This is a genomic window from Streptomyces sp. NPDC111744, from assembly GCF_055634995.1.
In genome coordinates this window covers 554,899-580,061 of the sequence record NZ_JBVKCG010000003.1, presented here as the reverse complement: position 1 = coordinate 580,061, position 25,163 = coordinate 554,899, and the positions used below count along the sequence as shown (strand labels likewise).

Sequence of the window (25,163 nt, the reverse complement as noted above, 5' to 3'; positions counted from 1 at the left end):
TTGGTGGCGGCGTGGTCAGGCGACGGGGGTGTGCAGGCTGGCGTGCGGTTCGGGGTAGCAGCGGGGGTCGTCCCAGAGGAGCTGTACGTCTTTCGCCCAGTGGCCGTCAGGGTCGGCGGCCGCCGCCTCTTCCCGCAAGTGCCATATACGGAGCGGGAGTTCGGCCGGCGGGACATCGGCGACATACGGGCTCAGGGCGTCGAGGAAGGCGCTGCCCGCGCACGGGCCGGGGTGGTCGGTGTTCGCGCAGCCGGTGCGCGGCCACAGCAGCACCGGGACCGGCACGTTCACCCCGGTCTCGAAGTGGTCGGGGGCCGCGGCAGGCGGGGCGCCGAAACCGGCCAGGGCGGCGTCCTCTTCCCGCAGGCGCTTGCGCAGGCTGAGGGGGCGCTCGGCACTGCCGCAGTCGACGCGGTGCAGTACCGCCGTGCCCGGACTTCGATCCAGGGTCCGCCACTTGCCGGCCAGCTGGTGGCGCAGCCGCGCGCTGCGGTGCCGGGAGCGGTCGGTCACGACCAGCGGATGCGCACAGCCGAGCGGGGTGGAGTCCTCGGGGCCGCACTCCCAGTGCGCGACCGGCTCGTTCAGCCACTCACGGGGCAGTACGAAGGTGAGCAACGCTTCGGCGTCCTGCGCGAGATGGCCGAAGGCGTCGTCGACGCACTGCTGGACGTAGGCCCGTACGTCACCGCGCGGCAGCCGCTCCACGGCCACCGGCCGGCGCTGCCCCTCCCGGTATGCCGACACCCGTACCGTGACCTGCTCCTGGCCCTCGCCGCTGCGCTCCAGCTCAACGACGATGGGCGCCCAGGCGGTTGCCCGGGCAACCGCCGACGGCCGTGGCTCCAGCAGCGCCCGCAGCCGGTCGGCGAATCTCGGCACCGCCTCCGGGTCGTCCACCTGCCACTGCACGAACGCGGCTGCCTCCCGCAGTGAGGCGAACCCCTCCGCGGGCGGGTCCGGGGCGAAGGGGCCCGCCGCGTCCCGGTAGAGCTGCTCGGGACGGCAGTTCAGGCCGGTGTCCTCGGCCCGCCGCACCAGCGTGTGCAGCCGCCCTGTCGCGGCCGGGGTGTCGGCCTCGGGCGCCGGGACCAGTGCGCCCAGGTCGTACCAGTAGCGGGCCATGACCTCCGTCGGCAGCATCCGCCCGATCCGGACGCCTGCCTCGTCGGAGGCCTGCACGACCATCCCGACCACCCGGTCGTCCGGCAGTGCCAGGGCCGCTCCGCTGAACCCGCCCGCCAGCGGCTGCCCGTGCGCCGAGGCGGCTTCCAACTGCAGCCACTCGTCGGCGATCAGCGTCCGGGACACGGCACGGTAGCGGGCCTGTACACCTTCGCCGTAGCCCTCCGGGAAGCCGTATGCGACCAGGTGCGCCCCGTCCTGCTCCGCCCCCGGCGGCGCGAACCGGGCAGGCCGTAGCGGCACCTCACGGTCCAGTTCGAGTACGGCGAGGTCGCCCGGGTCGGTCCAGCCGCCCGCCCAGCCGCCGTGCACGGCCACGGTCGCGGTCAGCTCGCCCAGGTCGCGGCGGTTCGGGAAGCTCACCGTCAGCGGCGCCCACTCCCGGTCCTGGACGACATGCGCGCAGGTCAGCACCGTGCGGGGGGCGACGAGGAAGCCCGCCCCGGACACCGTGCCCCCGCACTCGATCCGGGCGTGCCAGGCAGCGCGGCTCATGTCGCGTCGGCAGCTCCGGAGGCCCAGCTCAGCCGTACGACCAACTGGCCCTCGGCCGCGCCCTTGGCGATCACGGCGCCCGCCTCCGCGGTCAGTTTCACCCCGAACTCCAGCTCCACCGAGTCGGGCCGCAGCGTGCCGTCCCGGAAGACCCGCAGCGCGGACTGGGCGGCCGCCCGCACCCCGTCCAGGGCACCCTCGAAGGAGCGGGCCGCCTGCGCCGCCGGTCCCGTACCGCCGTCGCGGGACACCGGACGGCTGCCGGGGACGCCGTCGGCCGACTCGACGAGGACGACAGCACCGTCCTCGGTCTCGAACTCCATCATTCTCGCCATGGCGCCATGGCCTCCCCCGCGTCATCGACCCCGTAACCGGTCCATTGTCGCCGAAGGCGAGGCCCCTTGTCCCGGGGCCATGGCGGAAACCCGCCCGGGCGCCTTCCCGCCAGCACCGCTCAACACCCGTGCAACACAAGCACCGTGACACTCTTCGAAGCACTCGGCGCACCTGATCGCACCCTTCGAGAAGAGGCGTGGATGAGAAGACGACGAACCATCGGGCGCGGGGCGACCCTCCTGTCCGCGGGCCTCGTGATCGGCCTGCTCCCGACGACGGCGACGGCGACGGCGACAGCCACGGCAGCCGCAGCTGCCGGCTCGTCCGCGAGCGTCACCACCGTCACCCTGGTCACCGGCGACAAGGTCACCGTCACCGACGTGGGACAGGGCAAGAAGACGGTCACCGTGCAGCGCCCGGCCGGCGCCACCGGTGCCGTCCGCACCCAGGTGGACGACGGTGACATCACCGTCGTACCCGACGAAGCCCGGCCCTATCTGCGTCAAGGCACCCTGGACCGGCGGCTGTTCGACGTCAGCGGGCTGATCCGGCAGGGGCTCACCGATGCCAGGGGCGACGCCCTGCCGCTGATCGTGACCTACCGCAAGGGGGCCACCGCCGTACGCGGCGCCGAGCGGACCCGGACGCTGCCCAGTCTGCGCGGGGCCGCCGTCGACGCCGGCAAGGGGCGCGCGCCTTCTGGCGGACCTTCACCGCGCACAAGAGCCTCGGCAGGGTCTGGCTCGACGGACGCGTCAAGGCCACCATGGCCGACAGCAACGCACAGATCGGCACGGCAGCCGCCTGGGACGCCGGCTACACCGGCAAGGGCGTCACCGTCGCCGTCCTCGACACCGGCGCCGACCTCACCCACCCCGACCTGGCCGGCCGGGTCAGCGCCACCAGGAGCTTCGTCGACGGCGAGGACATCGCCGACCGCAACGGCCACGGCACCCACACCACCTCCACCGTCGGCGGCAGCGGAGCCGCCTCCGACGCCAGGGAGAAGGGCGTCGCGCCCGGGGCCACGCTGGCCGTCGGCAAGGTGCTCAGCGACCAGGGATCGGGCAGCGAGTCGCAGATCATCGCGGGCATGGAGTGGGCGGCCCGGGACGTGCACGCCAGGGTGATCTCCATGAGCCTCGGCTCGACCGAGGCCGGCGACGGCACCGATCCGATGGCCCAGGCCGTGAACACCCTGTCCGCCGAGACCGGCGCCCTGTTCGCCCTCACCCACGCCGGGCGCGGTGTGCTCGCGGTGCCGCGCGACGCCGCGTACGTCTCGCTGCGCGCCTCGGCGAGCGACGACCGGGGCGGCTCGGTCAGCCAGGAGATCGTCCGGGCGGTGGGAGTGAAGTGACTCGGCGCTGGGGGTGACCCACTACGCCTCGGATCACCCCCAGCTCCACCAGGTCCTGCGGCCGGATCCGCAGCTCGTCGGCGGTGGCCTCGACCTGCTGCGGGGGCCGTTTGAGGATCGCCGCTGCCAGTTCCGGGGCGATGACGGAGAAGTAACTGCCGGGCGTGGCCCAGGTGTTGCCGGGTGCGGCCAGCGCAAGCGCCCCGCCCGAGCCGCCCTCACCGATGACCAGGGTGGTGATCGGTGTCCGGGCCGCCGCCACCGCGCCGAACAGCTCCGCGATCGCCGCGCCCGCACCCTGCCGTTCAGCCTCGGCGTCATTGGCGGCGCCCGGGGTGTCGACGAGGGTCAGTACGGGGATCCCGAGCCGGTCGGCGAGCCGTATCAGACGGGTGGCGGTCCGGTACCCGGCGGGACGGGTCGCCGCGCCCGTCTGCGCGGCGAAGGCGACGGTACGGCCGTCCCGCTCGCCGAACCCGCACAGCATTCCGCCCGGATCCGCGCCGCCGCACCGGTCGCCGACGAGGACGGCCCGGCGGTCACCGAAGCAGGCGTCCAGGTAGGCGTGGGCGCGGGGGCGTCGCGGAGCGCGGGCGCGTTGGACGGCCTGCCAGCCGGTGGCGGGCAGTCCGGTGTCACCGAGGGCGGCCGGCGGGTCGACGGGGGTGGTGGACGGTGCGGTCAGCAGCCGCAGCCACAGCCCGAGCGACGCCTTCAGCTCTTCCAGCGGCACCACGGCGTCCGCCGCCCCCGCCGTGAGCTGTGCCTGGGCCGTGTACGCCGCCGGGTCCGCGTCCGGCGGGCGAACCCGGGAGCCCGCGAAGCCCACCTGCGCCCCGGGCAGCGCCAGGATCACATCGGCACCGGCGCCCAGGGTGGCCCAGCCGCCGCCGGTCGTCGGATCACGCAGGACCGCGATCTGCGCCAGCCCCGCCTCCCGGGTGAGCGCCGACTGCCGGGCCACCCGCTGGAGTTGGGACAGGGCGAGCATGCCCTCCTGCATCCGGCTGCCGCCGGTGGCGACCAGCGGGACGACCGGGAGCCGGTGGGCGCGGGCATGTGCGTACGCCGCCTCCAGCCGATCCCCGGTCCGCTCGCCCAGCGAGCCGCCGAGGAACCCGAACTCGAACACGATCAGCACGGCCGCCGTGCCCTCGACACGCGCGGTGCCGACGACGACGGACTCCGCCTCGCCGGTGCGCTCGGCGGCGCGGGCGCGCGAGGCGTCGTAGCCCTCCCAGCCGAGGGGCCCGTCGGGCCGGGACTCCCGTGGCGGGTAGGGGAGTTCGGTGAAGGTGCCGGGGTCGGCGACGAGGTCGAGGAACTGCCGGGCGGAGAGCCGTACCGGCCAGTTCTCAGACACCCAGGGCCCGCTTCATGATCTTCCCCATGTCGTTGCGGGGGAGGGCGTCCAGGTAACGGACGACACGCGGGCGCTTGTGCGGGGCGAGCCGAGCGGCGACATGGTCCGCCAACTCCCGCTCCCCCGGCGGGGACTGCGGATCCGCCGGGACGATCCAGGCGACGATCCGCTCGCCCAGGTCCGCGTCCGGCTCCCCGGTGACGGCGGCCTCCCGCACCCCCGGATACTCCAGGAGCGCGTTCTCGATCTCACCGGCCCCGATCTTGTAACCGCCGCTCTTGATCAGGTCGGTGGCCTTGCGGCCGACGATCCGCACGTAGCCGTCCGGTTCGCGCACGGCCATGTCGCCGGTCCGGAACCAGCCGTCGGCGGTGAAGGCGGCGGCGGTGGCGTCGGGCCGGTTGAGGTACTCGGTGAACAGGTTCGGGCCACGCACCTGGATCTCCCCGACGGTCTCCCCGTCGAACGTAGCGATCGGTGTCCCGTCCTCCTCCACCAGCCGCAGCTCCACACCCGGCAGCGGCACCCCCACGGTCCCCGCCCGGGCCTGACCGTCCGCGCGCACACTGGTGTTCATCAGTGTCTCCGTCATGCCGTACCGCTCGATGACCCGCCGCCCGGTGGCGGCCGCGATCCGCTCGTGGTCGTGGACGGGCAGCGCGGCCGAGCCGGAGACCAGCAGCCGGGCCCGGCCGAGGGCCTTCGCCAGCCCGGGGTCGGTGGGCAGGGCCTCGGCGATGCGGTGGTACATGGTCGGGACGCCGAACAGCATGGTCGCGCCGTCGGTCAGCTCGCGGGTCACGCCGGCGGTGTCGAACCGCCCGAGGTGCCGGACAGAGCCGCCGCGCCGCAGCGGCCCGAGGATCCCCAGCACCAGCCCGTGCACATGGAACAACGGCAGCCCGTGCACCAGCACGTCGTCCCCCGTCCACTGCCAGGCGTCGGCGAGCGCGTCCAGGGTCGCGGCGAGCGCCCGGCGCGGGATGACGGCGCCCTTGGGCGGGCCGGTGGTGCCGGAGGTGTAGACGACGAGGGCCGGGTCGGCCTCGGTGGCGCGGTCCTCGGGGACCGGGCCGACGGCCCGCACGTCGACGTCGATACGCGGCAGGCCGGCGACGGCCGCGGGGAGCTCGGTCCCCGGGGCGGCCAGTACCGCGGCCGGCGCGCTGTCGGAGAGGATGTGCGCGAGTTCCTTGTCGCCCGACTTGGGGTTGAGCGGCACGGCGGCCCGGCCGGCGAGCAGGGTGCCGACGACGGCGACGGCCGTCTCCAGTTCCGGGGTCGCCCACACGGCGATCCGGTCGGCGTTCCGGACACGGCCGGCGAGGGCGCCCGCGGCGGCGGCGAGCTGCCGGTACGTCAACGACCGTTCGCCGAACCGCAGGGCGACCCTCCCCCAGACTTCGTCCGGGGGGACCCCCATCTCGCTGCGCTCGCCCGGACCGTCCACCAGGGCCGGAAACAGAAGGGACACGCGACGACTCCTCACCGGTCGGAACCTCGACAGCCCCTTCCTACACCAGGCATCGCGCTCGGAGGCCATCCCACCCGCACTCCGGCCACCGGCCCTGATCACAGCCGGGCCGCCCTCAGTGTCGCGACGACCGTGCTCAGGTCGGGGGCGAGCCGGATCTCCGTCGCCCGCAGGCCGGGGTGTTCCAGCCAGTGCAGACGGGGCCGGTCCGGGTTGCCCTCGTGCAGGGGCGGCCACTCGGGTGTCGGGGTGAAGTCGTCGATGACGACCGTGCCGCCGGGGGTGAGGAGGTGCTCCACGGCTGCGGGGTGATCGCCGGGTGCCTTGCCCTGGCCGCCGCCGTCGAGGACCAGCAGGTCGAACGGTCCGTAGGCCTCGATGTCCCGCCAGTCGCCATGGACCACCGTCACCTCGGGGTGCGCCTCGAAGACCCCGGCGGCCACACGGGCCCGCTCCGCGTCCCGCTCGACACTGAAGAGCCGCACACCTGTCCGGGCGCCGGAGGCCAGCCAGGCCAGGCCGACTCCCAACCCCGTCCCGGTCTCCCCGATCCGCCCGGACACCCCACCGGCGGGCACCTGCAACAGTCGCCCCTGCTCGGGCGGACAGGAGCAGGGGAAGCCCCGGGCACGGGCGGCGTCGACGGCCCGCCGGACGAGGGGCGGGAGTCCGGGGAGGTCGGCGTGGGCGTCGGTGCCGAGTTCGGTCATGCCCGACTTTCATCGAACGAGGGGCCCTTCCGCAGCCCCTTGTCCGACCGGGACCTGCGGGCGGGCGGGGAGCACGACCTCGGCGACGACGACGCTCACGTTGTCAGGACCGCCCACTGAATTCGCCTCGTCGACCAATCCCCGCACCACATCCGCCAACTCGCGCCCACCCCGCACCAACTCCCGGATCCGTGCGTCGGAAACCACCCTGGTCAGCCCGTCCGAGCACAGCAGATACCGGTCGCCGTCCCGAGCCTCGTGCAGCTTCAGATCCGGCGCGGCCGGCTCACCTCCCGACAGCGCCTTGGCCAGCAGCATCCGCTGCGGGTGGCTTTCGGCCTCCTCCGGTGTCAGTCGGCCCTCGTCGATCAGCGACTGCACCACACTGTGGTCGTGCGTGATCCGGAACAGCTCCCCGTCCCGCAGCAGATACGCCCGCGAGTCCCCGATGTGCACCAGGGCCAGCCGGGACCCGGTCCACAGCAGCGCGGTGAGGGTCGTACCGACGTCCGTCCTCCCCTCCGCCACGCCCCGCACCGCCTCGTCCGCGCAACGCACCGCGTCCTCAAGGAGGTTCAGCACGTTCCCCGTCGAAAGCTCCGCGTCCTCCAGGGACTTCAGTGCCGCCACGGCGGCGGCACTGGCCTGGGCCCCGCCCTCCCCGCATCCGTCGGCGACGGCCAGCAACCGGGGCCCCGCGTACACGGTGTCCTGGTTGGCCGGCCGGACATGCCCCCGGTCCGAGTGGGTGGCGTAACGCAACTCCAGCATCTTCGTCGTTTCCCTTCTCGACTCTCCGGACAGGTGGTCGACGAGGAACGCGGCCAGGTCCCGTCGTACGGCGGTCTCCGCCTCGACCCGGGCCCAGTACGCCCGGATCTCCCGAGCGGCCCGGTCGGCCGGCAACCCGCACACCTCGCGGATCAGCGCCAACGGCATCCCCAGCCGCCGTAGCCAGGCCACCAGCCGGGCAGGTTCGAGCTGCTCGGCCGCGTAGTACCGGTAGCCGGTGTCCGGGTCGACCCGGGCGGGCCTCAGCAGGTCCAGCTCGTCGTACAGCCGCAGGGCCTTCGGCGACAGCCGGCAGGCCTTCGCGAAGGCGCCGATGGTCAGCCACTTCATGCCGTACCTCGTGTTCCTCGACGTCTGCCACCGATGCTGGGGCTTCACCGAAGGTGAAGGTCAACAGGGCGGACGCGGTTGCGGTACGGCCGGTGCGGATGGCTAGCCTGCGGTGGAAGGGAAGCCAGCCGTCACCAGGACATGTCAAGGGAGCCCGCCGTGCCCCGAACAGCCCTCGCCACCTACGATCCCGGCGCGGAACCGAGCAAGGACCAGGAGCTGCCGGTGCTGCTGCGTGCGCTGGCCGTCGCGGGGGCGGATGCCGTCGCCCGTCCCTGGGACGATCCCGACGTGGAGTGGGGCGCCTTCGACCTGGTCGTCATCCGCTCCACCTGGGACTACAGCTGGCGCACGGAGGAGTTCGTGCAGTGGGTGGAGCGGGTGGGGAAGGTGACCCGGATCGCGAATCCGGCCGCCGTGGTCCGCTGGAACACGGACAAGCGGTATCTCGGAGATCTCGCGGCGGACGGTGTGCCCGTCGTGCCGACCCGGTATCTCGCGCCGGGCGATCCGGTCGAGCTGCCGTCGGACGGCGACTTCGTCGTCAAGCCCACCTTCGGCGCCGGCGCCCGGTTCGCCGCCCGCTACACACCCGACGAGCACGAGACGGCCGTACGGCACCTGGCCCGGATGCACGAGGAGGGGCTGACCGCGATGGTCCAGCCCTACGTCTGCGGGATCGACGTCAGCGGTGAGCGGGCGCTGCAGTTCTTCGGCGGGCGGTTGCTGCACGCCAGCCGCAAGCGGGCCGTCCTCGCCCCGGGTACGGCGTTCGACGCGGACAAGGTCGCCCATCCCGACCTGGAGCGGTGGGACCCGACCCCGGCCGAACTCGCCGTCGCGGAGCGTGCGTTGGCCGCGGTACCGGAGGCGCCCGAGCTGCTGTACGCCCGGGTGGACCTGGTCGACGGGGCGGACGGGCGGCCGCAGGTGATGGAGCTGGAGCTGGTCGAGCCGAACCTGTTCCTGTTCCTGCACCCGGGGTCGGTGGATGCCGTGGTGGCGGCGATCCTCAGCGCGGCTGGTCGATGACCGCCGTGCGCTGCAGCAGGCCCCAGGTGAACTCGGCGACCACCTGACGGCCGTCCGGCACCTTGAAGGTCAGGCCCCAGCGGGTCGGGGCCGTGCCCTCCAGCGGGCGGGCGGGGGCGAAGACGCGGGCGGCCTCGTCGACCGTGCAGGACCAGGGGGTGAGGTCGTCGAGGGTCTCCAGCTTGGGGGATGGGGCGCCGGGGGCGCGGACCAGCCACTCGTTCCAGACCGCGCCCCCGGGGCCGACCAGCACCTCGAAGCGGAGGGTGGGCCAGAGGGGGAGGGGCCACTGCCAGGCCATGCACTCCAGGTCGCCGACGGTGCGTTTGGTCTCGGAGTCGGGCGGCCCGAGGACCGAGCGGTAGCGAGCGGCCGCGGCGCGGGAACGGGGCGAGCGGACCATCGCCTGCCAACGCTTGTTGGCCTCGCGCATGTCCGCGATCGACGCGCCCAGTGCACGCCGGGCGTCCTCGACCAGGTCCGGGTTGTGGTCGGCCATACGGCGCAGCAGCACCAGCTGGAAGTCCAGTTGCATGCCACCCATGGTGCACATGCGGTGCACATCGTTGTGACCGGCTGGTTCCCGGCCATTGCCCGGGCAATCCTCGATGGCTAGCCTGTGTTCGTCATGCCGATCGCCTGTTGATATCTCGAACGGCTCTCGCAGCTCGGACGATATCTGGCGCTTAGACCCAAGGGAGGGGGCCGGACGTGGGACGCCTCGTGCCTGCCGTGACCCGGGCTCTCGACATTCTTGAGCTCTTCCTCGACGGGGACGGGACTCTCTCCGCCCCCGACATAGTGCGCAGACTCCAGCTGCCGCGCACCACCGTGCACGAACTGGTGACCACGCTCTCCGCCCGGTCGTACATCGTGCCCGTACCCGGACAGCCCGGACGATACCGGCTCGGGGTGCGCCCGTACCAGCTCGGCAGCCGGTACGCCGAGCAGCTCGACCTCGCCGCCGAGGGCCAGCAGGTCGCCCGGTCCGTCGCCGAGACCTGTGACGAGACCGTCCATGTGGCGATCCTCGAGGGCACCGACGTCATCTACATCGCCAAGGTCGACTCCACGCACGCGGTCCGCATGGTCTCCGCCGCCGGCCGCCGGCTCCCCGCCCACTGCACCTCGGTCGGCAAGATGCTGCTGGCCTCGCTGCCGGATCAGGAGCTGAGCGCGCGCATCCCGGACGACGCCGACCTCGTCGCGATGACCCCGAACAGCATCACCGAGCCGGACGCGCTGCGCGAGGCCCTCACCACGATCCGCGCGCGCGGTATCGCCGTGGAGAGCCGCGAGTCCAATCCGGACGTCTCCTGCGTCGCCGCGCCGGTCCGCGACCGTACCGGCCAGGTCGTCGCGGCGCTGTCCATCTCGGTCCCGATGATCCGCTGGAGCGACGAGCGCCGCGGCGAGCTGGAGCAGCTCGCGGCCAAGGGCGCCGCCGAACTCTCCGAGCGCCTCGGCCACCGGAGCCTCGCATGACGGCATACACGGCGTACGAGGTCGCGGTGGCGGCGGAGGCGACGCTCGGCGAGGGCCCGACATGGGACGCGGCGACCGGCCGCCTCATCTGGATCGACGTCCTGGGCGCGCGGATCCACACCTACGACCCGGCCACGGGCCACCGTACGATCCGCACCGCGGAGCAGCACATCGGCGCGGTCAAGCCCCGCGCGAACGGCGGCCTGGTCCTCAACCTCCGCGACGGCGTCGGCCTCCTCGACCCCGACGACACGTTCCACTGGCTCCACCACGAGCCGGTCCCCGGCCGCCGCGCCAACGACGCGGCGGTGGCCCCGGACGGCTCCCTGTGGGCGGGCACGATGCGCTACGACGAGACGCCGGGCGGCGGCACACTGTCCCGGGTGGCCGCCGACGGCTCGGTCACGACCCTGCTCCCGGATGTCACGGTCAGCAACGGGACGGGCTGGAGCCCGGACGGCACCCGCGTGTACTACGTCGACACGCCGACGTGCCGGGTGGACGTCTTCGACTACGACGGCGAACTCCCCGTCAACCGCCGCCCGCTGGTGACCATCGAGGAGGGTGCCGGCTTTCCCGACGGTCTGACGGTCGACGCGGACGGCTGTGTGTGGGTGGCGCTGTGGGACGGGGGAGCGGTGCGCCGCTACACGCCTGACGGCGAGCTGGACCGGGTGATCACCCTTCCGGCGTCGCGTACGACGGCCTGTGCGTTCGGCGGCGCCGATCTGACCGACCTGTATGTCACGACGGCGCGGGTGGGGCTGGAGCGTCCGCATCCGACGGCGGGCTCTCTGTTGGTGATTCCGGGGGCGGGTAAGGGCGTGGCCCAACCGGCGTTCGCGGGGTAGGGGCCGGCACGGCTGTGGTCACCGGCAGCCGCCGTCACTCAGGTACGGCAACGCTCTCCGCCCGTACCGCCGCCCGCGCCCGTACCGCCTCGATCTCCTCCGGATGCCGCAGGGCCCGGGACAGCGCCCCGATCTCCTGGAGGAGGCGGGTGGCGTCCGGGCCGTCGGACGGGTCGGGCGTACGCCCCCGCGTGTCGAGGGCGTCCAGGATGCTGACCGCGGAGGCAAGCGCCCGGGCTCGTTCGGGCCGGTGGCCGAGGCCGAGCGCGGCGTCGTAGGAGCGCCGGGCGAGGTCGGCGTCGATGCGCCGGGTCAGGGGCAGGAGTACGTCCCGGATGAAGGTCTCGCGCCTCGTCAGCCGCAGCTCGGGCGTGGCGTGCAGCGTGAAGGGGATGCCGTCGCCCTGCACGGTCCGGGTCAGCCGGTACAGCGGCCGCAGTTCGCGGTGGGCTTGCCGGACCCGCCAGCGGTCGTGCAGGTACTGGCCGGCGTGGGGCAGGATGAAGCCGGCGGCGATGTTGATGGCGGCGAGGGCGGCGACGGGCGGGGCCAGGTCGGTGCTGAGCCAGTCCAGGTCCGCGCCGGCCCAGCGGGCGGCGACCGCGGTCAGCTTGGCCGCGTCGAAGATCTGGTTCAGGCCGTAGCCGACGCCGAGCAGCTTCAGCCCCCAGCGCAGCCAGGCGTCGAGGCCCTCCGTGCACACCCAGTTCCAGATCAGCCACGAGGTGATGAGGCAGGCCACGGTGTGGGCGACGAGGTAGAGCAGGATCTCCTCGCCCATGAACGGGGTGGTGGCGTAGTACGTGTCCAGGTCCCGCAGCCGCTCCACGGGCGTGTCGGCGAGCGCGAACAGCAGCCACAGGGCGGCGATCACCCCGCAGTAGGCGGAGATCACCCAGCGGATCGCGCGCCGGGTGGCCGCGGAGCGGTCGGACAGGCTGTCGCGCCAGGCGATGATCAGCAGCAGGCAGGCGGCGCTGACCGCGGTGAGCAGCGAATAGCACCAGGGCGCCGCGATGTTGGGCACGCCGGCCCACCGGTTCACGGCGGCGATCGTCGAGGGGATGCAGAACACGAACACGGCGCAGCCGAGCAGCAGCAGTCCGCCGACCGCGCGCAGCAGCGGATCCCGCCACAGCCGGATGATGGTGGGCAGCTTGATCACCAGGGCGGTGGTCAGCACCGCGGCGGGGATCCAGAAGGAGATGTGGAACTGGCTGAGGAGTCCTGACGGGCCGGTGACGGTCACCGCGCCGCTCCGCCGCGCCCGCGGTAGCCGAGGGTCCGCTGGACGGGGTCGGACGGGGACCGGCGCGGCCGCTCGAGGTAGGGCCGGAAGGCGGTCGCCAGCCGGTACCCGAAGTCGTCGGCCTCGGCCTCGTCGGCCTCCCGGGAGCCGTTGCGCGCGGCCGCCGTCAACGCCATGTCCCGCCAGCCGGGCCGGCCGGCCAGCGCGCGTGCCGCCTCCGGGCCGACCCCGTGCTGATGGCGGTGGCCGGTGTGCAGATGCCACAACTCGTGCCCGAGGATGACCAGTTGCTGCACGGCCTCGGCCCGCTCCTCGACGATGACCAGGTCGAAGTCGTGGAACTCCACCCACAGTCCGGTGACCTCGATCTCGTCCGGGAACCGCTCGAACCGCAGCTCCACCGGCCGCCCGGTGCGCAGTGCGGTCATCTCCTCGCACAGCGCCCGGCACAACTCGCCGACTCCGGCGGGCTGTCGGGGCCGGGCGCGGACGGCGGCGGTGAGGTCGGCGGCGAGGACGCGCATCTGTGCGCCCGGCCGGGAGTGCCGCAGCCTCGCGGCGATCCGGGCCCACCGGTGCGGCGCGCCGGCCAAGTCCATCGCTCCCCCTTCGCACCGCCCCACGGCGGTCACCGCGCTGCGTCGGCCGGTCCGAGATTACGCGTCCGGATGTGTCCGCGTCATGCGATCCAACGACGGTGGTTCACCTCGGAACCACCGCGGGTGCAGGAAAGTCCCGCCGGACCCATTGACGCGGAAGCGCTTCGATTTTACGGTCCCGTTCGAAGTTACGGGCGCAAGTCGATATGTCGAACAACACACCGAACAAGCCATACCGAAGAAGTTCGTCGAAAGTCTCGAAAGCAAGGGCAGGCAATGGGACGACCTGGCCTCAGTCGCAGGCAACTACTGGGGGGCACGGCGGGCATTCGCATGGTGCGACTCGACCCCGGAACCGGCAAGACGATCCCCGGAGCCACGGTCACCCACCTGGCCACCCGCCCGGACGCCCCCTACGCGGCAGAAGGCGCGTCGATCCTCCACCACGGCCGCTACACAGGCCCCGGCGGCGAATCCACGTTCCACACCCACGGCAGAACCCGGCTGGCCTACCACTACTACGACGCGACCGACAACGGCACCCCGAAGCTGGGGCTGAACGCGCTGAGCTGGACGGGAGACGGCTGGCCGGCGCCCCTTCAGGGGCGCGGGGCTGTGTCCATGTGCGGCTCCGCCGCGTGGGCGCGACCAGCCACAGACCACCCGCACCCGCCGACGATCGATCAACCACCCACCCCGAAAGGCGAACATTGCGCACCGCCCGCTTCACCCTCGACCCCGCCTTCACCATCGGAGAAGTCAACCCCCGCGTCTTCGGCTCGTTCGTCGAACACCTCGGCCGCTGCGTCTACACCGGCATCTACGAACCGACGCACCCCACAGCAGACGACGCCGGCCTCCGCGCAGACGTCCTCGACCTCGTCCGCGAACTGGGCGTCACCACCCTCCGCTATCCCGGCGGCAACTTCGTCTCGGGCTACAAGTGGGAAGACTCCGTCGGCCCGGCAGCGGAGCGCCCCCGCCGCCTCGACCTCGCCTGGCACTCCACCGAGACCAACCAGTTCGGCCTCTCCGAGTACATCGCCTTCCTCAAGAAGGCAGGCCCCCAGGCCGAGCCCATGATGGCGCTGAACCTCGGCACCAGGGGTGTCGCCGAGGCCCTGGAACTCCAGGAGTACGCCAACCACCCCGCCGGGACCGCCCTCTCCGACCTCCGTGCCGCCCACGGCGACAAGGACCCCTTCGGCATCAGGCTCTGGTGCCTGGGCAACGAGATGGACGGCCCCTGGCAGACAGGCCACAAGACGGCCGAGGAGTACGGCCGTATCGCCGCCGAGACCGCCCGCGCCATGCGCCAGATCGACCCCTCCGTGGAACTGGTCGCCTGCGGCTCGTCCAGCCAGTCGATGCCGACGTTCGCCCAGTGGGAGGCCACGGTCCTGGCCGAGGCCTACGACCTCGTCGACTACATCTCCCTGCACGCCTACTACGAGCCGCAGGACGGCGATCTCGACTCCTTCCTCGCCTCGGCGGTCGACATGGAGTCGTTCATCGAGAACGTGGTCGCCACCTGCGACCACATCGGCGCCCGCCTGAAGTCCAGGAAGAGGATCAACCTCTCCTTCGACGAGTGGAACGTCTGGTACACGTCCCGCTGGGAGGAGCACGCCGAGGACCACGACCCGTCCGACTGGCCGCAGGCCCCCCGTCTCCTGGAGGACAACTACAGCGTCCTGGACGCGGTGGTCTTCGGCTCCCTCCTCATCGCCCTGCTCCGGCACGCCGACCGCGTCACGGTGGCCTGCCTGGCCCAGCTGGTCAACGTCATCGCCCCGATCATGACCGAGCCCGGCGGCCCCGCCTGGCGCCAGACGACGTTCTTCCCCTTCGCCCAGGCGTCGCGGTACGGCCGGGGCCAGGTCCTGGACGTGCGCGTGGACTCACCGACGTACGAGACGAAGAAGTACGGCGAGACGAGCCTGCTGCACGCGACGGCGGTCGGGGCCGACGACGGCACGGTCACGGTCTTCGCCGTCAACCGCAGCCAGACAGAGCCGCTGCCCCTCGAAATCGCCCTGAGCGGGCTGGACCTGACCCGGGTGACCGAACACAGCGTCCTGTCGGACAAGGACCCCAACGCCCGCAACACACTGGAGGAACCGGACCGGGTGGCCCCTCACCGGGCCGAGGGCACGGCTCTGAACGACGGCACCCTCACCGCCGCTCTGGAACCCCTGTCCTGGAACGTGATCCGCCTGGCGTAACGGGCCACCTAACGGCCGGGGGAGTCCACCCCCACCACCGGCACTCCTCCGGCCGCACTCCCCAGCAACTCAAGCCGTACCGCCCCCGGCCCGACCTCACTCGTTCCATCCGAAAGCACGGCCAGAGCCAAGGAGTTACCGCCCCGAGTCCGCAGAATCCCGTTAGGCAGCACGAACGTGTGCTGCGGCCCCACATCGTTGATGTACTGCCCCAGGTTCCAGCCGTTCAGAAAGATCTGCACCCGATAGGCCCGCGCCGGATCGTCCTCCAGCACCAGCCCCACCGACGCGTCGACGCCGTCCGGTACGGCCAGCCGGAAGCCGGTCCGGTACCAGGTGACGCCCATCCCCCTGTCCGCGCGCGGAAGTTCGACCCGCTCCCACTCCGCGTCGGCGAAGCCGGGCAGATGCCAGCCCTCCCGCTCCCCGTAGAGCCCGCCGTTGTTCAGCGGCCCCCGCACCGGATCCGGGGCGCCGGCCCCCTGGATCCGCCAACTCACCTTCGGGGAAGCCCCCTTGAACGTCACGGCGGTCAGTCCACGCGCCACCTTGTGGGTGTCCAGGGACCGGCCGTCCATGTCGTGCTGCATCCGCCGTACCAGCACGGACAGCACATGCTGCCGTTGCTTGCGCTGCCTCTTCTTCAACCCGGCGACGGAGAACTCGGCCGTGGCCGCCCAACTGCCCTGCCGGACCGTCTTGGTGTCTGGTACCGGCATCCGGTGCGAACCGAGCGGCTTCCCGTCCAGCCAGGCCATCAGCATGCCCTGGGTGCCCGTGCTGTAGGCGAGGGAGATGGACTCCAGGTCCTCGAAGCCGCCGTCCACCCGGGCCCGGTACCAGACGTCCCCGTAGTGGAAGCCGTAGTCGTCGGCGAACAGCACCGGCTGCCCGTCCGGGACGGGCGTCGTACTGAACGACGTCTTCTTGTCCGCGGCCACCCACGAGGAGTCGTCGAAGCGCACCGCCGCTTCGGGGTTCTCGGCCTTCCGGCGCCAGTCGGCAAGGACCGGCAGCGCCGGCTTCGGCGCCCCCGCCAGGTCCGACTCGGCGACCAGGCTCTCCGAGAGGCCCACCCGGGTCCGTACCGGCCGCCCGTTCCAGGTGACCGAGGTGATCCCGCGTGGCCCCCACACCTCCAGGCCGCTCTCCGCGACCGTGTCCCCGGTGAGCTGCACGGTCCCGCCACTGATCTTGGCGTGGCGAAGCAGCGCCGGGCCGTAGACCAGCAGGGTGCCGGACGGGGTGTCGTACGGGAACAGCCGTACCGAGGTCGCGTCGTCGGCGAAGAGCAGGAGCAGCGGGGTGTCGCTCTCGCCGCGCTGGACCAGGACCCGGGTGAGCCCGCCCTGGCCGAGCGGCGCGGTGACATGCAGGACGCCCTGGTCGTAGACCCAGGCCGCCTCGGGGTCGAGGCGGGTGACATACGGCTCGGTCGGGCACTCGAGGACCAGGTGCGCCATCTCGCCGTACGGGCCGGTGAACACGGCGATGTCCTGCCGGCCGGCGGTGAACACGGCCATCGGCTGGGCGGTGGCGTACCGCAGCTTGCGTTTGCCGAGGGAGAGCCCGGTGGTGATGAGCCGGGCGTCGCGGGCCGGGACGGTGACCTCGATGTCGTCGCCCCCGTCCCGCTTGCGGGTCTTCAGCGTGGACGTCACCTCGTCCGCGCCGTCGTTGCGCAGCACGTACACATGCGCCTGGGTGTCCGGGTTGGTGAGGTGGTACGTCTTCAGCCCGTCCGCGCGGACGTCCGCCGCGCGCTCCAGCTTGGCGAAGTCGGGGACGCGTTGGAGGAGGTGGCCGAGCTGGTGCATCGGCGCGATCTTCGCCGTGACGTTGCGGGCCTCGTCGATGGCCGCCCCGTAGTCGTACGACGTGTAGACGACCGGCGCCGGCAGCCAGCCCCAGGTGGTGCCGCCGTAGGTCATGTAGACGTTGTGGAGGGTGAGGCCGTTGGCGAGGTTGGTGAGGTAGAAGCGGCGTTCGTAGGCGGCGTCCCGGGTGCGCCGGGACTCGGCGTACCCCTTGCCGCCGAACTCGACCCCGCCCCACGGATCGAACCAGCCACCCCCGAACTCCGGCACGAACCCGGGCGTACGGGGGCTGGCGGTCGCGCCGCCCTTGAGGCCGCCGGTCCCGAAGTCGCCCCAGTCCGGCGGGGTCTGGGTGGGGGCCGGGTAGCCGTCGAAGCCGTACAGCCACTTCCCGGTCTCGCCGCCGGTGTCGAAGGAGCCGGGGATCCAGTAGCCGTTGCGGCCCTTGTCGTTGTGGAAGAGGGGGACGTCGATGCCGTCCGCCCGCACCTTCTTGTACAGGTGGGACATGTAGGCGGGGCCGGCCGGGTCGGCGACATGGCCGTCGTACTCGTTCTCGATCTGGTAGAGCAGGACGGTCCCGCCGCCGTCCGTGTGCTGGTGGCGGCGCACGATGCGGTTGACGGCCGTCAGCCACGCGTCGACGTGCCCGAGGTAGCTCGGGTCGGTGGTGCGGGCCGAACCCCGTGTGGCGGTGAGCCAGCCGGGGAAGCCGCCGGCGTCGACCTCGGCGTTGATGTAGGGGCCGGGGCGGAGGATGACGTACAGCCCGGTCTCGGCGGCCGTGCGCAGGAACAGGTCCAGGTCGCGGACGCCGGTGAAGTCGAACGTGCCGGGCGCGGGGGAGTGGTAGTTCCACGCCACGTAGATGCTGACGGTGTTGTAGCCGTGCGCCCGCATCTTCTCCAGCACGTCCCGCCACAGCGACGGGCTCGGCAGCCGGAAGGGGTGCAGTTCGCCGGACCAGACGACGAGCCGCCGGCCGTCGATGACGAGGGAGTGGTGGTCGTAGCCGATCGCGTGCCGCCGCCCGTCGGCGCTGGGCGGGGCGGGGGCCGGGCCGGTCGGCACGGTGCGCGCCGCGTACGCCGAGGGCGCCCCGGGCCCGCCGCTGCCGCCCAGGGCGAAACCGAGCGCGGCCGAGCCTGCGAGGGCACTGAAAGTACGTCTGCTGAGTGCCAAGGGATCCTCCCGGGCGATCTTACGGGGCGCGGGTGCGGCCATTGTCCACGGGAGTACGCCCCACAATGGATGCATGAGGATCTCGGCACGAGCGGATTACGCGGTACGGGCGGTCCTGGAGCTCGCCGTACGGCAGGACGACGGCCCGGTCAAGGCGGAGGAGATCGCCGGGGCGCAGGACATCCCGCACAAATTCCTGGAGGGCATTCTGGGGGACCTCCGGCGCGCCGGGATCGTCGACAGCCGGCGCGGCGGGGGCGGCGGCTACCGGCTGGCCCGCGACGCGTCCGCGATCACCGTGGCCGACCTCATCCGGGCGGTGGACGGCCCGATCGTCTCGGTACGCGGCGAACGCCCGACGGGTCTGGCCTACACCGGCACCGCCCAGCCGCTCCTGCCCCTGTGGATCGCGCTCCGCGCGAACGTCCGCAGGATCCTCGAAGGCGTCACCGTGGCGGACATCGCGGCGGACGCCCTGCCGGAGCCGGTACGGGCGCTGGCCGCGGAGCCGGCGGCATGGGAGAACCCCTAGGGGACCCCTGGAGGGTGCTCGTGACGGGCTGTGAAATCCGGTGTTGTGAATGGCCGGAGTTCGCCCTGACCGGTCGGCGCGGGGGTTCCTACGATGCGAGCGCCCCGGTCTTCACAGGAAACTCACAGGTCCTTCAAAGGTGAACCGCATCGAACCATGAAGGGCGTGAGGGTCCTGCGGCCGAGGGTGTCACCCCCCACTCGATCACCGAACTGGAGAGACCATGAGACGTGGACTCCTGCTCGGCGGAGCGCTCACCGCGCTGCTCACCGCCGGGTTGCCCGCTCAGGCCAAGGCCTCGTCGTCACCCGTCTTCGACGACCCGCCGCCGGACAAGATCGTGATCAACGTCGCCACGGTGAACGGCTCCGGCTGCCCGCAGGGCACCACCGCCGTCGCCGTCTCCCAGGACAACGAGGCCTTCACCGTCACCTACAGCGACTACCTCGCCCAGGCCGGCGGCAACTCCGACCCCACCGCCTTCAGGCGCAACTGCCAGCTCAACCTGGTCGTTCATGTGCCGCAGGGCTTCACGTACGCCATCGCCAGCGCCGACTACCGCGGCTTCGCCTCCCTCCAGCAGGGCGCCACCGGTACCCAGCGTGCCTCGTACTACTTCCAGGGCTCGTCCAACACGGCCGCCACGAGCCACCCCTTCAAGGGCCCCTACGACGACAACTGGCAGGCCAACGACACCACCGACTGGGCCCAACTGGTCTGGGCGCCCTGCGGAGTCCAGCGCAACTTCAACATCAACACGGAGCTGCGGGTGGCCGCGGGGAGCGCGAACCCCGGCAAGGTCAGCTTCATGACCATGGACTCCACCGACGGTGACATCAGCACCGTGTACCACCTGGCCTGGAAGGACTGCCCCAAGTAGCGGTCACGGGCGGCCGCGTGAGTCACAGGCTCACCGGGCGGACCAGGCCGGTCCGCTGGACTCCCGTCAGGTCGGCGTGACCTCGATCGTCGTGACGTGGCCGAGGGCGCCGACGGTCTCGCTCAGGAAGACGTAGAGCGCGTCGAGGTCGGTCGCCGCGACGGCCACCGGCAGGCTGGCCGAGCCGGTGGTCGCCGAGGCGAACCGCACCTGTGGATGGCGGCTCAGCCGCCGGCCGGTCTCCTCAAGGCCGCCGGGGGCGACCGTCATCCACAGCAGCAGCGCCTCGGTGCGGATGCCCGGCCGGGCGAGATCGCCGCCCGCAGCCGACTCGGCCAGGGCCGCGCCGAACTCGCCCTCGCTCTCGCCGCCACGGCGGACGTCCCGCACGCCGACGCCGGCCACCGGGTCCACGCCTGCCGCATGGAGGCCCACCGGATGCTCGACACCGCCTCGCGGTGACGGGGACGCCCTGACAAGCAGGGGGGGCTCAGCCCCGGGCCGTCGCCGTCGCCCGGAACGTGTTCCGGTACGCCTGCGGGGACACCCCGATCGCCGCGTGCAGGTGCTGCCGCAGGGACGTGCCGGTGGCGAAGCCGACCTCCGCGGCGATGCGGTCGATCGCCAGGTCGCTGGTCTCCAGCAGGTGGCGGGCCCGGTGCACCCGCTGCTGGATGAGCCAGCGGCCGGGGCTGACACCGGTCTCGTCCTGGAAGCGGCGGGCGAAGGTGCGCTGGCTCATCCGGGCGTGCTCCGCCAACTCGCGCAGGGCCAGCGGCCGTTCGAGGTTCTCCAGGGCCCAGGTGCGGGTGGCCGCGGTCCCGGTGGCGCTCTCGTCCGGCACCGGCTGCTCGATGTACTGCGCCTGGCCGCCGTCCCGCCACGGCGGTACGACACACTGCCGGGCCACGCTGTTGGCGACCGCGCTGCCGTGGTCGGAGCGGACGATGTGCAGGCAGACGTCGACACCGGAGGCGGCGCCCGCGGAGGTCAGGACGTCACCGTCGTCGATGAAGAGCACCTCGGGATCCAGGAGGACATGGGGAAACATCCGCCGGAACCGGTCGGCCAGCGCCCAGTGCGTCGTCGCGGGCCGCCCGTCGAGCAGCCCCGCCGCCGCGAGCGTGAACGCCCCCGTGCAGATGGAGACGATCCGGGCGCCGGGCCGGATCCGCGCGAGCGCGGCGGCCACCGGCGCGGGCAGCTCGTCCGAGATCCGCGCCATGTCGTACGGCGGTACGACCACGGTGTCCGCGCTCTCCAGCGCCTCCGGCCCGTGCCCGAGGGTGACCGTGAAGTCGGCGCTGGTCGCCACCGTACGGTCGTCCGTCGCCGCGCAGGTCACCACCTCGTAGGCACCCGGGACGCACGGGAAGACCCGGTTCGGGATGCCCAGCTCGAAGGGGTAGACACCGTCGAGGGCGAGCACGACGACCCGGTGGGGCCGGGTCTTCAGGAAGTCGATCTCGGACATGGCACGATTCTATCGTCGGCCGTCGATGTGGCCACCGCGCGTCACGTCCCGGAAACCGGAAAGGCGTTTGACGCCCGTCGGCGCCCGGTGGTCCGATGACGCGCATGAGTGCAGGACAGCCGCATCCCGGTACGCACCCCATCGACGACGGCCTTGTACGACGGTTGATCGCCGGGCAGTTCCCGCGGTGGGCGGGGTCGGCGGTGCGGCGCTGGCCCTCCGGCGGCACCGTCAACGCCATGTACCGGCTCGGCGACGACATGGTCGTGCGGCTCCCGCTGGTGGAGGGCGGGGCCGAGGACGTGTCGAGGGAGCGGGCGTGGCTGCCCCGCCTCGCACCCCACCTGCCCGTCCGCATCCCCGAGGTGCTCGGCGCCGGGGAACCGGCCCAGGGGTATCCGTGGCCGTGGTCGGTCTACCGGTGGCTTCCGGGGGAGCTTCCCGAACCGGGCGCCCTGAGCGCGCCCGTGCCGCTGGCCGAGGATCTGGCCGCGTTCGTGACAGCGATGCGTAGCATCACCCTGCCGGACGCGCCGCGGGCCCACCGGGGCGGGCCGCTCTCCTCGCTCGACGCGGAGACCCGGGCGGCGATCGAGGAACTGCGCGGGATCCCGCAGGAGGACGTCGACTGCGATGCCGTGGCCGCCGTGTGGGAGGAGGCGCTGCGGGCCCCGGACGGCGACGGGCCGCCGGTTTGGCTGCACGCCGACCTGATGCCGGGCAACCTGCTGGTCGCCGGCGGCAGGCTGGCGTCCGTCATCGACTTCGGGTGCGCGGGGGCGGGCGACCCGGCCTGCGACCTGTTCCCGGCGTGGAACCTGCTGCCGCCCGAGGGCAGAAAAGCGTTCCGCGAGGCACTGGCCGTGGACGACCCCACCTGGCTCCGCGGCCGGGCCCGCACCCTCTCCCAGGCACTGATCGCGCTGCCGTACTACCGGGACACCAACCCCGCGATGGCCCACAACGCCCGGCACGTGATCCGTGCGGTACTGGACGAGCTCTGACCCCGCCGGTCATCGCTGCCGCTGCTGTAGCTGCTTTTGAACCAGTCAGTTCGGACGTGCTCATAGCGCTCCTCGCATCCGCTCCAACAGGGCCCTGGAGTCCCGGAGGCTACTTCGAGCTGCGGGTCTCGCTGGTGACGGGGAGCGTGCGGGTCGAGGTCACGGACACCCGGGCCGAACGGCGGCCGCCCGCACCCGGCGTCGTACGGCCGCCGGGGCCGCTGGACGACGGCGGGCGCGGGCTCGTGCTGGTGGACGCGCCGGCCATCGGTGGGAGCTGCTGAGCAGGGACTGCGCCGACGCACCGGGCAAGACCGTACGGGCCGAGGTGGACCTGCCTTTTCGGCGCAGACCCTGAGGGCTAGCTGGTGACGCCGAGGGTGAGCGTGCCGGTGTAGCCGGCGGTGGTGGAGCCGGTGACGGTCATGAGGCCGGAGGAGGCGCCGCCGTCGTCGTAGATGGAGTCCTGGGCCAGGGTGGTGCGGGTGACCGTGTTGGTCGAGTAGGGCGAGACCTTGGCGACGGCCGTGGTGATGGTCTCGTTGATGAAGAGCTGGCCCGTGTGCACCGTACTGCCGCCGGTGAAGGAGCCGTCGGAGGTCAGGGTGACGCCCGTGTGGACCTTCACGTGGATGTGGATGCAGCGGCCCCGGTACCAGCCCGGGTAGATGGTGGTGATGTTGGCGACGCCGCTGGAGTTGGTGAGCACGCCGCCGCGCAGGAAGGTGCCGTCGTCGGCCTCGTTGTGGCCGTTGTTGCCGACGTACCCGGAGTACTCGCCGAGCGCGTCGCAGTGCCAGAGTTCCACCAGGACGTTGGGGATGACGGTGCAGGCGGAGTTGACGACCGTGAGGGCGAGCTTGAGCGCGATGCCCGGCTTGCCCTCGGTGATGTCGGTGCGGACCAGCGCCCCGTCGAGGTAGTAGGGGCCTTCGGTCATCTCCTCCGTGAGGGTGCAGACCGCCGCGGCGGCGGCCGGTTGGAGGCGAGGGGCGGCGGTTGCCGCGGGGGCCTCGGTCGAGAGCGCCGCACCTACGGCCAGGGCGGCGGCGGTCGTCCCGGTGGCGACGAGCACGGTTCGGCGCCCGACGGAGCGGGCGGCATCTGAGGTGTCTGTCATGGACACGGCACCGTAGGGAGGGATCCTGTCGGCGAGCTGTCAGTTGGGCAATGTGAGCCACCGTCAAGTCGCCTATTGAGACAGGTGAGTTGCTGTGCGGGCGCAGGGCGGACGGCGACGCGCACCGGTCGTCGCGCCCGCCCCCGAGCGCGCACGTCGCCGTCTACGCGGCCGAGGTGAGTTCGGCTCGGCCGAACAGCAGGGCGTAGCCGTTGGGGAGCTGGTGGAGGACGCGGGTGATCAGGGTGGGGCCGGCGTAGGCGGCGACGGCGGAGAAGACGGAGCCGGTGTCCCAGCGGGTGGTGGCCAGGGAGGCGCCGGTTCGGGCGGCGAGGTCCTTGACGAAGGCCCAGCCGGTCAGCGGCTGGGTGCTGGGGATCTGCGCGGTCAGTACGCGTGCGGCTTCCAGGGGCAGGCAGCCGGCCAGGTCGACGCGTTCCTCGCCGGTCAGCTGGCGCCCCAGTCCGGCAAGGACCAGGCGAACGACTTCGTCGGCTCGCTCTCGGGTGGAGTAGGCGCCCTCGTAGCGGACCTTCTCCAGCATCTGCTCGTACGCCGTCCCGTACGACTGCTGGCGCGGTGCGTGCCGGTCGGAGATCACGGGGGTGGTTGCCTTTCTTGCTGTGGCCGGTGTTCGGGCACCGGAGTGCGTGATGGTCAGGTGGGCTGGGGGCGGCCGAAGAGCAGGTCGTAGCCGGCGGGGAGCTGGAGCAGGATCTGGCCGAGCAGGTCCTCGCCGGCGGCGTCGGCGACGGTGGACAGCACGGCGCTGACGTCCCAGGCCGCGGTCTGCTCGGTGGCGCCTTCGATCCACGCGGCGGTTGCGCGGACGAACCGCTCCGGGGACAGCGGCTCGGCGCTCTGCAACGGGTTGAGCAGGATCAGGGCGAACTCCTCGGGCAGGCGCGCCGCCAACTGGGCGCGGACGCCGCCGACCAGGTGCGCGCCGAGCAGGGCGAGCACCACACGGGCCGCGCGCTCCGCTTCCGTCGGACTGCCGTACTCGCCGCGTTCCTTCACGTGGCCGAGGAACGCTTCGTGTCGCAGGGTCATCTCGGCCGTCGCCCCTTCTTCTTCGGACTGTCCACGGGGTGCGGAGAGCGGGATGAGGGGGAGATCGGATGCCCGCCCTCCGCACGCGTCCGGCCGGTGTCAGCCGGAGATCTCCTTGCGGCCGGATCCGACGCCGATGGAGATCTTGCGCGGCTTGGCGCGCTCGGCGATCGGGATGCGCAGGGTGAGCACGCCCGCGTCGTAGTCGGCCTTGATGTGCTCGGTGTCCAGGGTGTCGGCGAGCACGAGCTGGCGGGAGAAGACACCCAGCGGCCGCTCGGACAGTTCCATCTGGACGTCGTCGGCCTTCGAGACCGGCCGCCGCTCGGCCTTGACGGTGAGCATGTTCCGCTCGACGTCGATGTCGATCGCGTCCGCGGCGACGCCCGGGAGGTCGAAGGCCACCACGTACTCGTCGCCCTCGCGGTAGGCGTCCATCGGCATCGCCGACGGGCGGGACCAGGTGCCCGGACCCATCAGCTGCTGAGCGAGCCGGTCCAGCTCACGGAAGGGGTCAGTGCGCATCAACATGGTGAAAACACCTCCAGCAGGTTCAGGCAGTTGCTGCCAATGCGCCTCACTGACACCGTTGTAACATGTCATCCAATGGATGAC

The 25,163-nt window shown here is 72.3% G+C and carries 24 protein-coding genes and 1 pseudogene; 9 read left to right on the top strand and 16 right to left on the bottom strand.

The features are described from left to right. Positions 1–15: 15 nt before the first annotated feature. Both ACZ7OO_RS09900 and ACZ7OO_RS09895 read right to left on the bottom strand, forming a co-directional pair. Positions 16–1,680, bottom strand: coding sequence for a VMAP-C domain-containing protein (locus tag ACZ7OO_RS09900; RefSeq protein WP_471503285.1), 1,665 nt, complete (start codon positions 1,678–1,680; stop codon positions 16–18). Beyond that, complete coding sequence (locus tag ACZ7OO_RS09895; RefSeq protein WP_471503283.1) at positions 1,677–2,015, bottom strand: CU044_2847 family protein; 339 nt, start codon at positions 2,013–2,015, stop codon at positions 1,677–1,679. Before ACZ7OO_RS09895 ends, ACZ7OO_RS09900 begins: the two co-directional genes overlap by 4 nt. A gap of 201 nt (positions 2,016–2,216) precedes the next feature. Here ACZ7OO_RS09895 and ACZ7OO_RS09890 point away from each other — a divergent pair. Then, positions 2,217–3,265: pseudogene (locus ACZ7OO_RS09890) on the top strand (S8 family serine peptidase); the annotation flags it as partial. A gap of 73 nt (positions 3,266–3,338) precedes the next feature. On the opposite strand, the gene ACZ7OO_RS09885 reads toward ACZ7OO_RS09890, so the two are convergent. The 4 genes from ACZ7OO_RS09885 to ACZ7OO_RS09870 form a co-directional block, all read right to left on the bottom strand. Then, the gene (locus ACZ7OO_RS09885) at positions 3,339–4,739 is read right to left on the bottom strand and encodes a carboxyl transferase domain-containing protein (protein ID WP_471503281.1); all 1,401 of its coding nucleotides are present in this window, start codon (positions 4,737–4,739) and stop codon (positions 3,339–3,341) included. Continuing rightward, positions 4,732–6,213 (bottom strand): acyl-CoA synthetase, encoded by a 1,482-nt coding sequence (locus ACZ7OO_RS09880; protein ID WP_471503279.1) that lies wholly within the window; start codon positions 6,211–6,213, stop codon positions 4,732–4,734. The genes ACZ7OO_RS09885 and ACZ7OO_RS09880 overlap by 8 nt, the downstream gene beginning before the upstream one ends. A 98-nt stretch (positions 6,214–6,311) precedes the next feature. After that, the gene (locus tag ACZ7OO_RS09875; RefSeq protein WP_471503277.1) at positions 6,312–6,923 is read right to left on the bottom strand and encodes an O-methyltransferase; all 612 of its coding nucleotides are present in this window, start codon (positions 6,921–6,923) and stop codon (positions 6,312–6,314) included. A 9-nt stretch (positions 6,924–6,932) separates the two neighbouring features. Continuing rightward, positions 6,933–8,045 carry a MerR family transcriptional regulator gene (locus tag ACZ7OO_RS09870; protein WP_471503275.1) on the bottom strand — a complete coding sequence of 371 codons (1,113 nt, stop codon included), beginning with the start codon at positions 8,043–8,045 and terminating at the stop codon, positions 6,933–6,935. Between the two features lie 159 nt (positions 8,046–8,204). On the opposite strand from ACZ7OO_RS09870, the gene ACZ7OO_RS09865 reads away from it, so the two are divergent. Then, positions 8,205–9,077 carry an ATP-grasp domain-containing protein gene (locus ACZ7OO_RS09865; protein WP_471503273.1) on the top strand — a complete coding sequence of 291 codons (873 nt, stop codon included), beginning with the start codon at positions 8,205–8,207 and terminating at the stop codon, positions 9,075–9,077. On the opposite strand, the gene ACZ7OO_RS09860 is transcribed toward ACZ7OO_RS09865, so the two are convergent. Beyond that, positions 9,058–9,621, bottom strand: coding sequence for a hypothetical protein (locus ACZ7OO_RS09860; RefSeq protein ID WP_471503271.1), 564 nt, complete (start codon positions 9,619–9,621; stop codon positions 9,058–9,060). The genes ACZ7OO_RS09865 and ACZ7OO_RS09860 overlap by 20 nt on opposite strands. 167 nt (positions 9,622–9,788) lie before the next feature. On the opposite strand from ACZ7OO_RS09860, the gene ACZ7OO_RS09855 reads away from it, so the two are divergent. Both ACZ7OO_RS09855 and ACZ7OO_RS09850 read left to right on the top strand, forming a co-directional pair. Next, positions 9,789–10,562 (top strand): IclR family transcriptional regulator, encoded by a 774-nt coding sequence (locus ACZ7OO_RS09855; protein ID WP_471503269.1) that lies wholly within the window; start codon positions 9,789–9,791, stop codon positions 10,560–10,562. Continuing rightward, complete coding sequence (locus ACZ7OO_RS09850; RefSeq protein WP_471503267.1) at positions 10,559–11,413, top strand: SMP-30/gluconolactonase/LRE family protein; 855 nt, start codon at positions 10,559–10,561, stop codon at positions 11,411–11,413. Before ACZ7OO_RS09855 ends, ACZ7OO_RS09850 begins: the two co-directional genes overlap by 4 nt. A 34-nt stretch (positions 11,414–11,447) precedes the next feature. Here the strand turns inward: ACZ7OO_RS09850 and ACZ7OO_RS09845 are convergent, their stop codons facing one another. Together ACZ7OO_RS09845 and ACZ7OO_RS09840 are read right to left on the bottom strand one after the other, a co-directional pair. Continuing rightward, on the bottom strand, positions 11,448–12,662 hold the full coding sequence (locus tag ACZ7OO_RS09845) for a DUF6545 domain-containing protein (RefSeq protein ID WP_471503265.1): 1,215 nt from the start codon (positions 12,660–12,662) through the stop codon (positions 11,448–11,450). After that, entirely contained in the window at positions 12,659–13,261 is a 603-nt protein-coding gene (locus ACZ7OO_RS09840; RefSeq protein WP_471503263.1) for a toxin-antitoxin system, toxin component family protein, read from the bottom strand. The genes ACZ7OO_RS09845 and ACZ7OO_RS09840 overlap by 4 nt, the downstream gene beginning before the upstream one ends. Positions 13,262–13,971: 710 nt before the next feature. On the opposite strand from ACZ7OO_RS09840, the gene arfA reads away from it, so the two are divergent. After that, positions 13,972–15,486, top strand: a complete 1,515-nt coding sequence (arfA, locus tag ACZ7OO_RS09835; protein WP_471503261.1) for an arabinosylfuranosidase ArfA — start codon at positions 13,972–13,974, stop codon at positions 15,484–15,486. Positions 15,487–15,494: 8 nt separating this feature from the next. Here the strand turns inward: arfA and ACZ7OO_RS09830 are convergent, their stop codons facing one another. Beyond that, complete coding sequence (locus tag ACZ7OO_RS09830; RefSeq protein WP_471503259.1) at positions 15,495–18,485, bottom strand: glycoside hydrolase family 35 protein; 2,991 nt, start codon at positions 18,483–18,485, stop codon at positions 15,495–15,497. 73 nt (positions 18,486–18,558) lie between these two features. Here ACZ7OO_RS09830 and ACZ7OO_RS09825 point away from each other — a divergent pair, with 73 nt between their 5' ends. Next, the gene (locus ACZ7OO_RS09825; protein ID WP_352218698.1) at positions 18,559–19,017 is read left to right on the top strand and encodes an RrF2 family transcriptional regulator; all 459 of its coding nucleotides are present in this window, start codon (positions 18,559–18,561) and stop codon (positions 19,015–19,017) included. Positions 19,018–19,240: 223 nt separating this feature from the next. Continuing rightward, positions 19,241–19,897 (top strand): DUF4360 domain-containing protein, encoded by a 657-nt coding sequence (locus ACZ7OO_RS09820; RefSeq protein ID WP_471503257.1) that lies wholly within the window; start codon positions 19,241–19,243, stop codon positions 19,895–19,897. A 66-nt stretch (positions 19,898–19,963) separates the two neighbouring features. Here the strand turns inward: ACZ7OO_RS09820 and ACZ7OO_RS09815 are convergent, their stop codons facing one another. Continuing rightward, positions 19,964–20,311, bottom strand: coding sequence for an Lrp/AsnC ligand binding domain-containing protein (locus tag ACZ7OO_RS09815; RefSeq protein WP_471503255.1), 348 nt, complete (start codon positions 20,309–20,311; stop codon positions 19,964–19,966). A 76-nt stretch (positions 20,312–20,387) separates the two neighbouring features. Beyond that, on the bottom strand, positions 20,388–21,371 hold the full coding sequence (locus ACZ7OO_RS09810) for a GlxA family transcriptional regulator (protein ID WP_471503253.1): 984 nt from the start codon (positions 21,369–21,371) through the stop codon (positions 20,388–20,390). Positions 21,372–21,475: 104 nt separating this feature from the next. Here ACZ7OO_RS09810 and ACZ7OO_RS09805 point away from each other — a divergent pair, with 104 nt between their 5' ends. Beyond that, positions 21,476–22,375 carry an aminoglycoside phosphotransferase family protein gene (locus tag ACZ7OO_RS09805; protein WP_471503251.1) on the top strand — a complete coding sequence of 300 codons (900 nt, stop codon included), beginning with the start codon at positions 21,476–21,478 and terminating at the stop codon, positions 22,373–22,375. A gap of 56 nt (positions 22,376–22,431) precedes the next feature. Continuing rightward, on the top strand, positions 22,432–22,659 hold the full coding sequence (locus tag ACZ7OO_RS09800; protein ID WP_471503249.1) for an ATP-binding protein: 228 nt from the start codon (positions 22,432–22,434) through the stop codon (positions 22,657–22,659). A gap of 77 nt (positions 22,660–22,736) precedes the next feature. Here the strand turns inward: ACZ7OO_RS09800 and ACZ7OO_RS09795 are convergent, their stop codons facing one another. From ACZ7OO_RS09795 to ACZ7OO_RS09780, 4 genes are all read right to left on the bottom strand, one after another. Beyond that, positions 22,737–23,495 (bottom strand): intradiol ring-cleavage dioxygenase, encoded by a 759-nt coding sequence (locus tag ACZ7OO_RS09795; protein ID WP_471503247.1) that lies wholly within the window; start codon positions 23,493–23,495, stop codon positions 22,737–22,739. A 163-nt stretch (positions 23,496–23,658) separates the two neighbouring features. Continuing rightward, entirely contained in the window at positions 23,659–24,096 is a 438-nt protein-coding gene (locus tag ACZ7OO_RS09790; protein ID WP_471503245.1) for a DUF2267 domain-containing protein, read from the bottom strand. A gap of 56 nt (positions 24,097–24,152) precedes the next feature. Then, positions 24,153–24,548: a DUF2267 domain-containing protein gene (locus ACZ7OO_RS09785; RefSeq protein WP_471503243.1), complete on the bottom strand. Its 396-nt coding sequence runs from the start codon at positions 24,546–24,548 to the stop codon at positions 24,153–24,155. 99 nt (positions 24,549–24,647) lie between these two features. Further along, positions 24,648–25,079, bottom strand: a complete 432-nt coding sequence (locus tag ACZ7OO_RS09780; RefSeq protein ID WP_471503241.1) for an Hsp20/alpha crystallin family protein — start codon at positions 25,077–25,079, stop codon at positions 24,648–24,650. Positions 25,080–25,163: the final 84 nt, after the last annotated feature.

Bases quoted from the DNA above. Each gene is read 5' to 3' on its own strand.
- ACZ7OO_RS09900 (WP_471503285.1), bottom strand. From the start codon at position 1,680: ATGAGCCGCGCTGCCTGGCACGCCCGGATCGAGTGCGGGGGCACGGTG.
- ACZ7OO_RS09895 (WP_471503283.1), bottom strand. From the start codon at position 2,015: ATGGCGAGAATGATGGAGTTCGAGACCGAGGACGGTGCTGTCGTCCTC.
- ACZ7OO_RS09875 (WP_471503277.1), bottom strand. From the start codon at position 6,923: ATGACCGAACTCGGCACCGACGCCCACGCCGACCTCCCCGGACTCCCG.
- ACZ7OO_RS09870 (WP_471503275.1), bottom strand. From the start codon at position 8,045: ATGAAGTGGCTGACCATCGGCGCCTTCGCGAAGGCCTGCCGGCTGTCG.
- ACZ7OO_RS09860 (WP_471503271.1), bottom strand. From the start codon at position 9,621: ATGGGTGGCATGCAACTGGACTTCCAGCTGGTGCTGCTGCGCCGTATG.
- ACZ7OO_RS09850 (WP_471503267.1), top strand. From the start codon at position 10,559: ATGACGGCATACACGGCGTACGAGGTCGCGGTGGCGGCGGAGGCGACG.
- ACZ7OO_RS09840 (WP_471503263.1), bottom strand. From the start codon at position 13,261: ATGGACTTGGCCGGCGCGCCGCACCGGTGGGCCCGGATCGCCGCGAGG.
- ACZ7OO_RS09825 (WP_352218698.1), top strand. From the start codon at position 18,559: ATGAGGATCTCGGCACGAGCGGATTACGCGGTACGGGCGGTCCTGGAG.
- ACZ7OO_RS09820 (WP_471503257.1), top strand. From the start codon at position 19,241: ATGAGACGTGGACTCCTGCTCGGCGGAGCGCTCACCGCGCTGCTCACC.
- ACZ7OO_RS09810 (WP_471503253.1), bottom strand. From the start codon at position 21,371: ATGTCCGAGATCGACTTCCTGAAGACCCGGCCCCACCGGGTCGTCGTG.
- ACZ7OO_RS09805 (WP_471503251.1), top strand. From the start codon at position 21,476: ATGAGTGCAGGACAGCCGCATCCCGGTACGCACCCCATCGACGACGGC.
- ACZ7OO_RS09795 (WP_471503247.1), bottom strand. From the start codon at position 23,495: ATGACAGACACCTCAGATGCCGCCCGCTCCGTCGGGCGCCGAACCGTG.
- ACZ7OO_RS09785 (WP_471503243.1), bottom strand. From the start codon at position 24,548: ATGACCCTGCGACACGAAGCGTTCCTCGGCCACGTGAAGGAACGCGGC.
- ACZ7OO_RS09780 (WP_471503241.1), bottom strand. From the start codon at position 25,079: ATGTTGATGCGCACTGACCCCTTCCGTGAGCTGGACCGGCTCGCTCAG.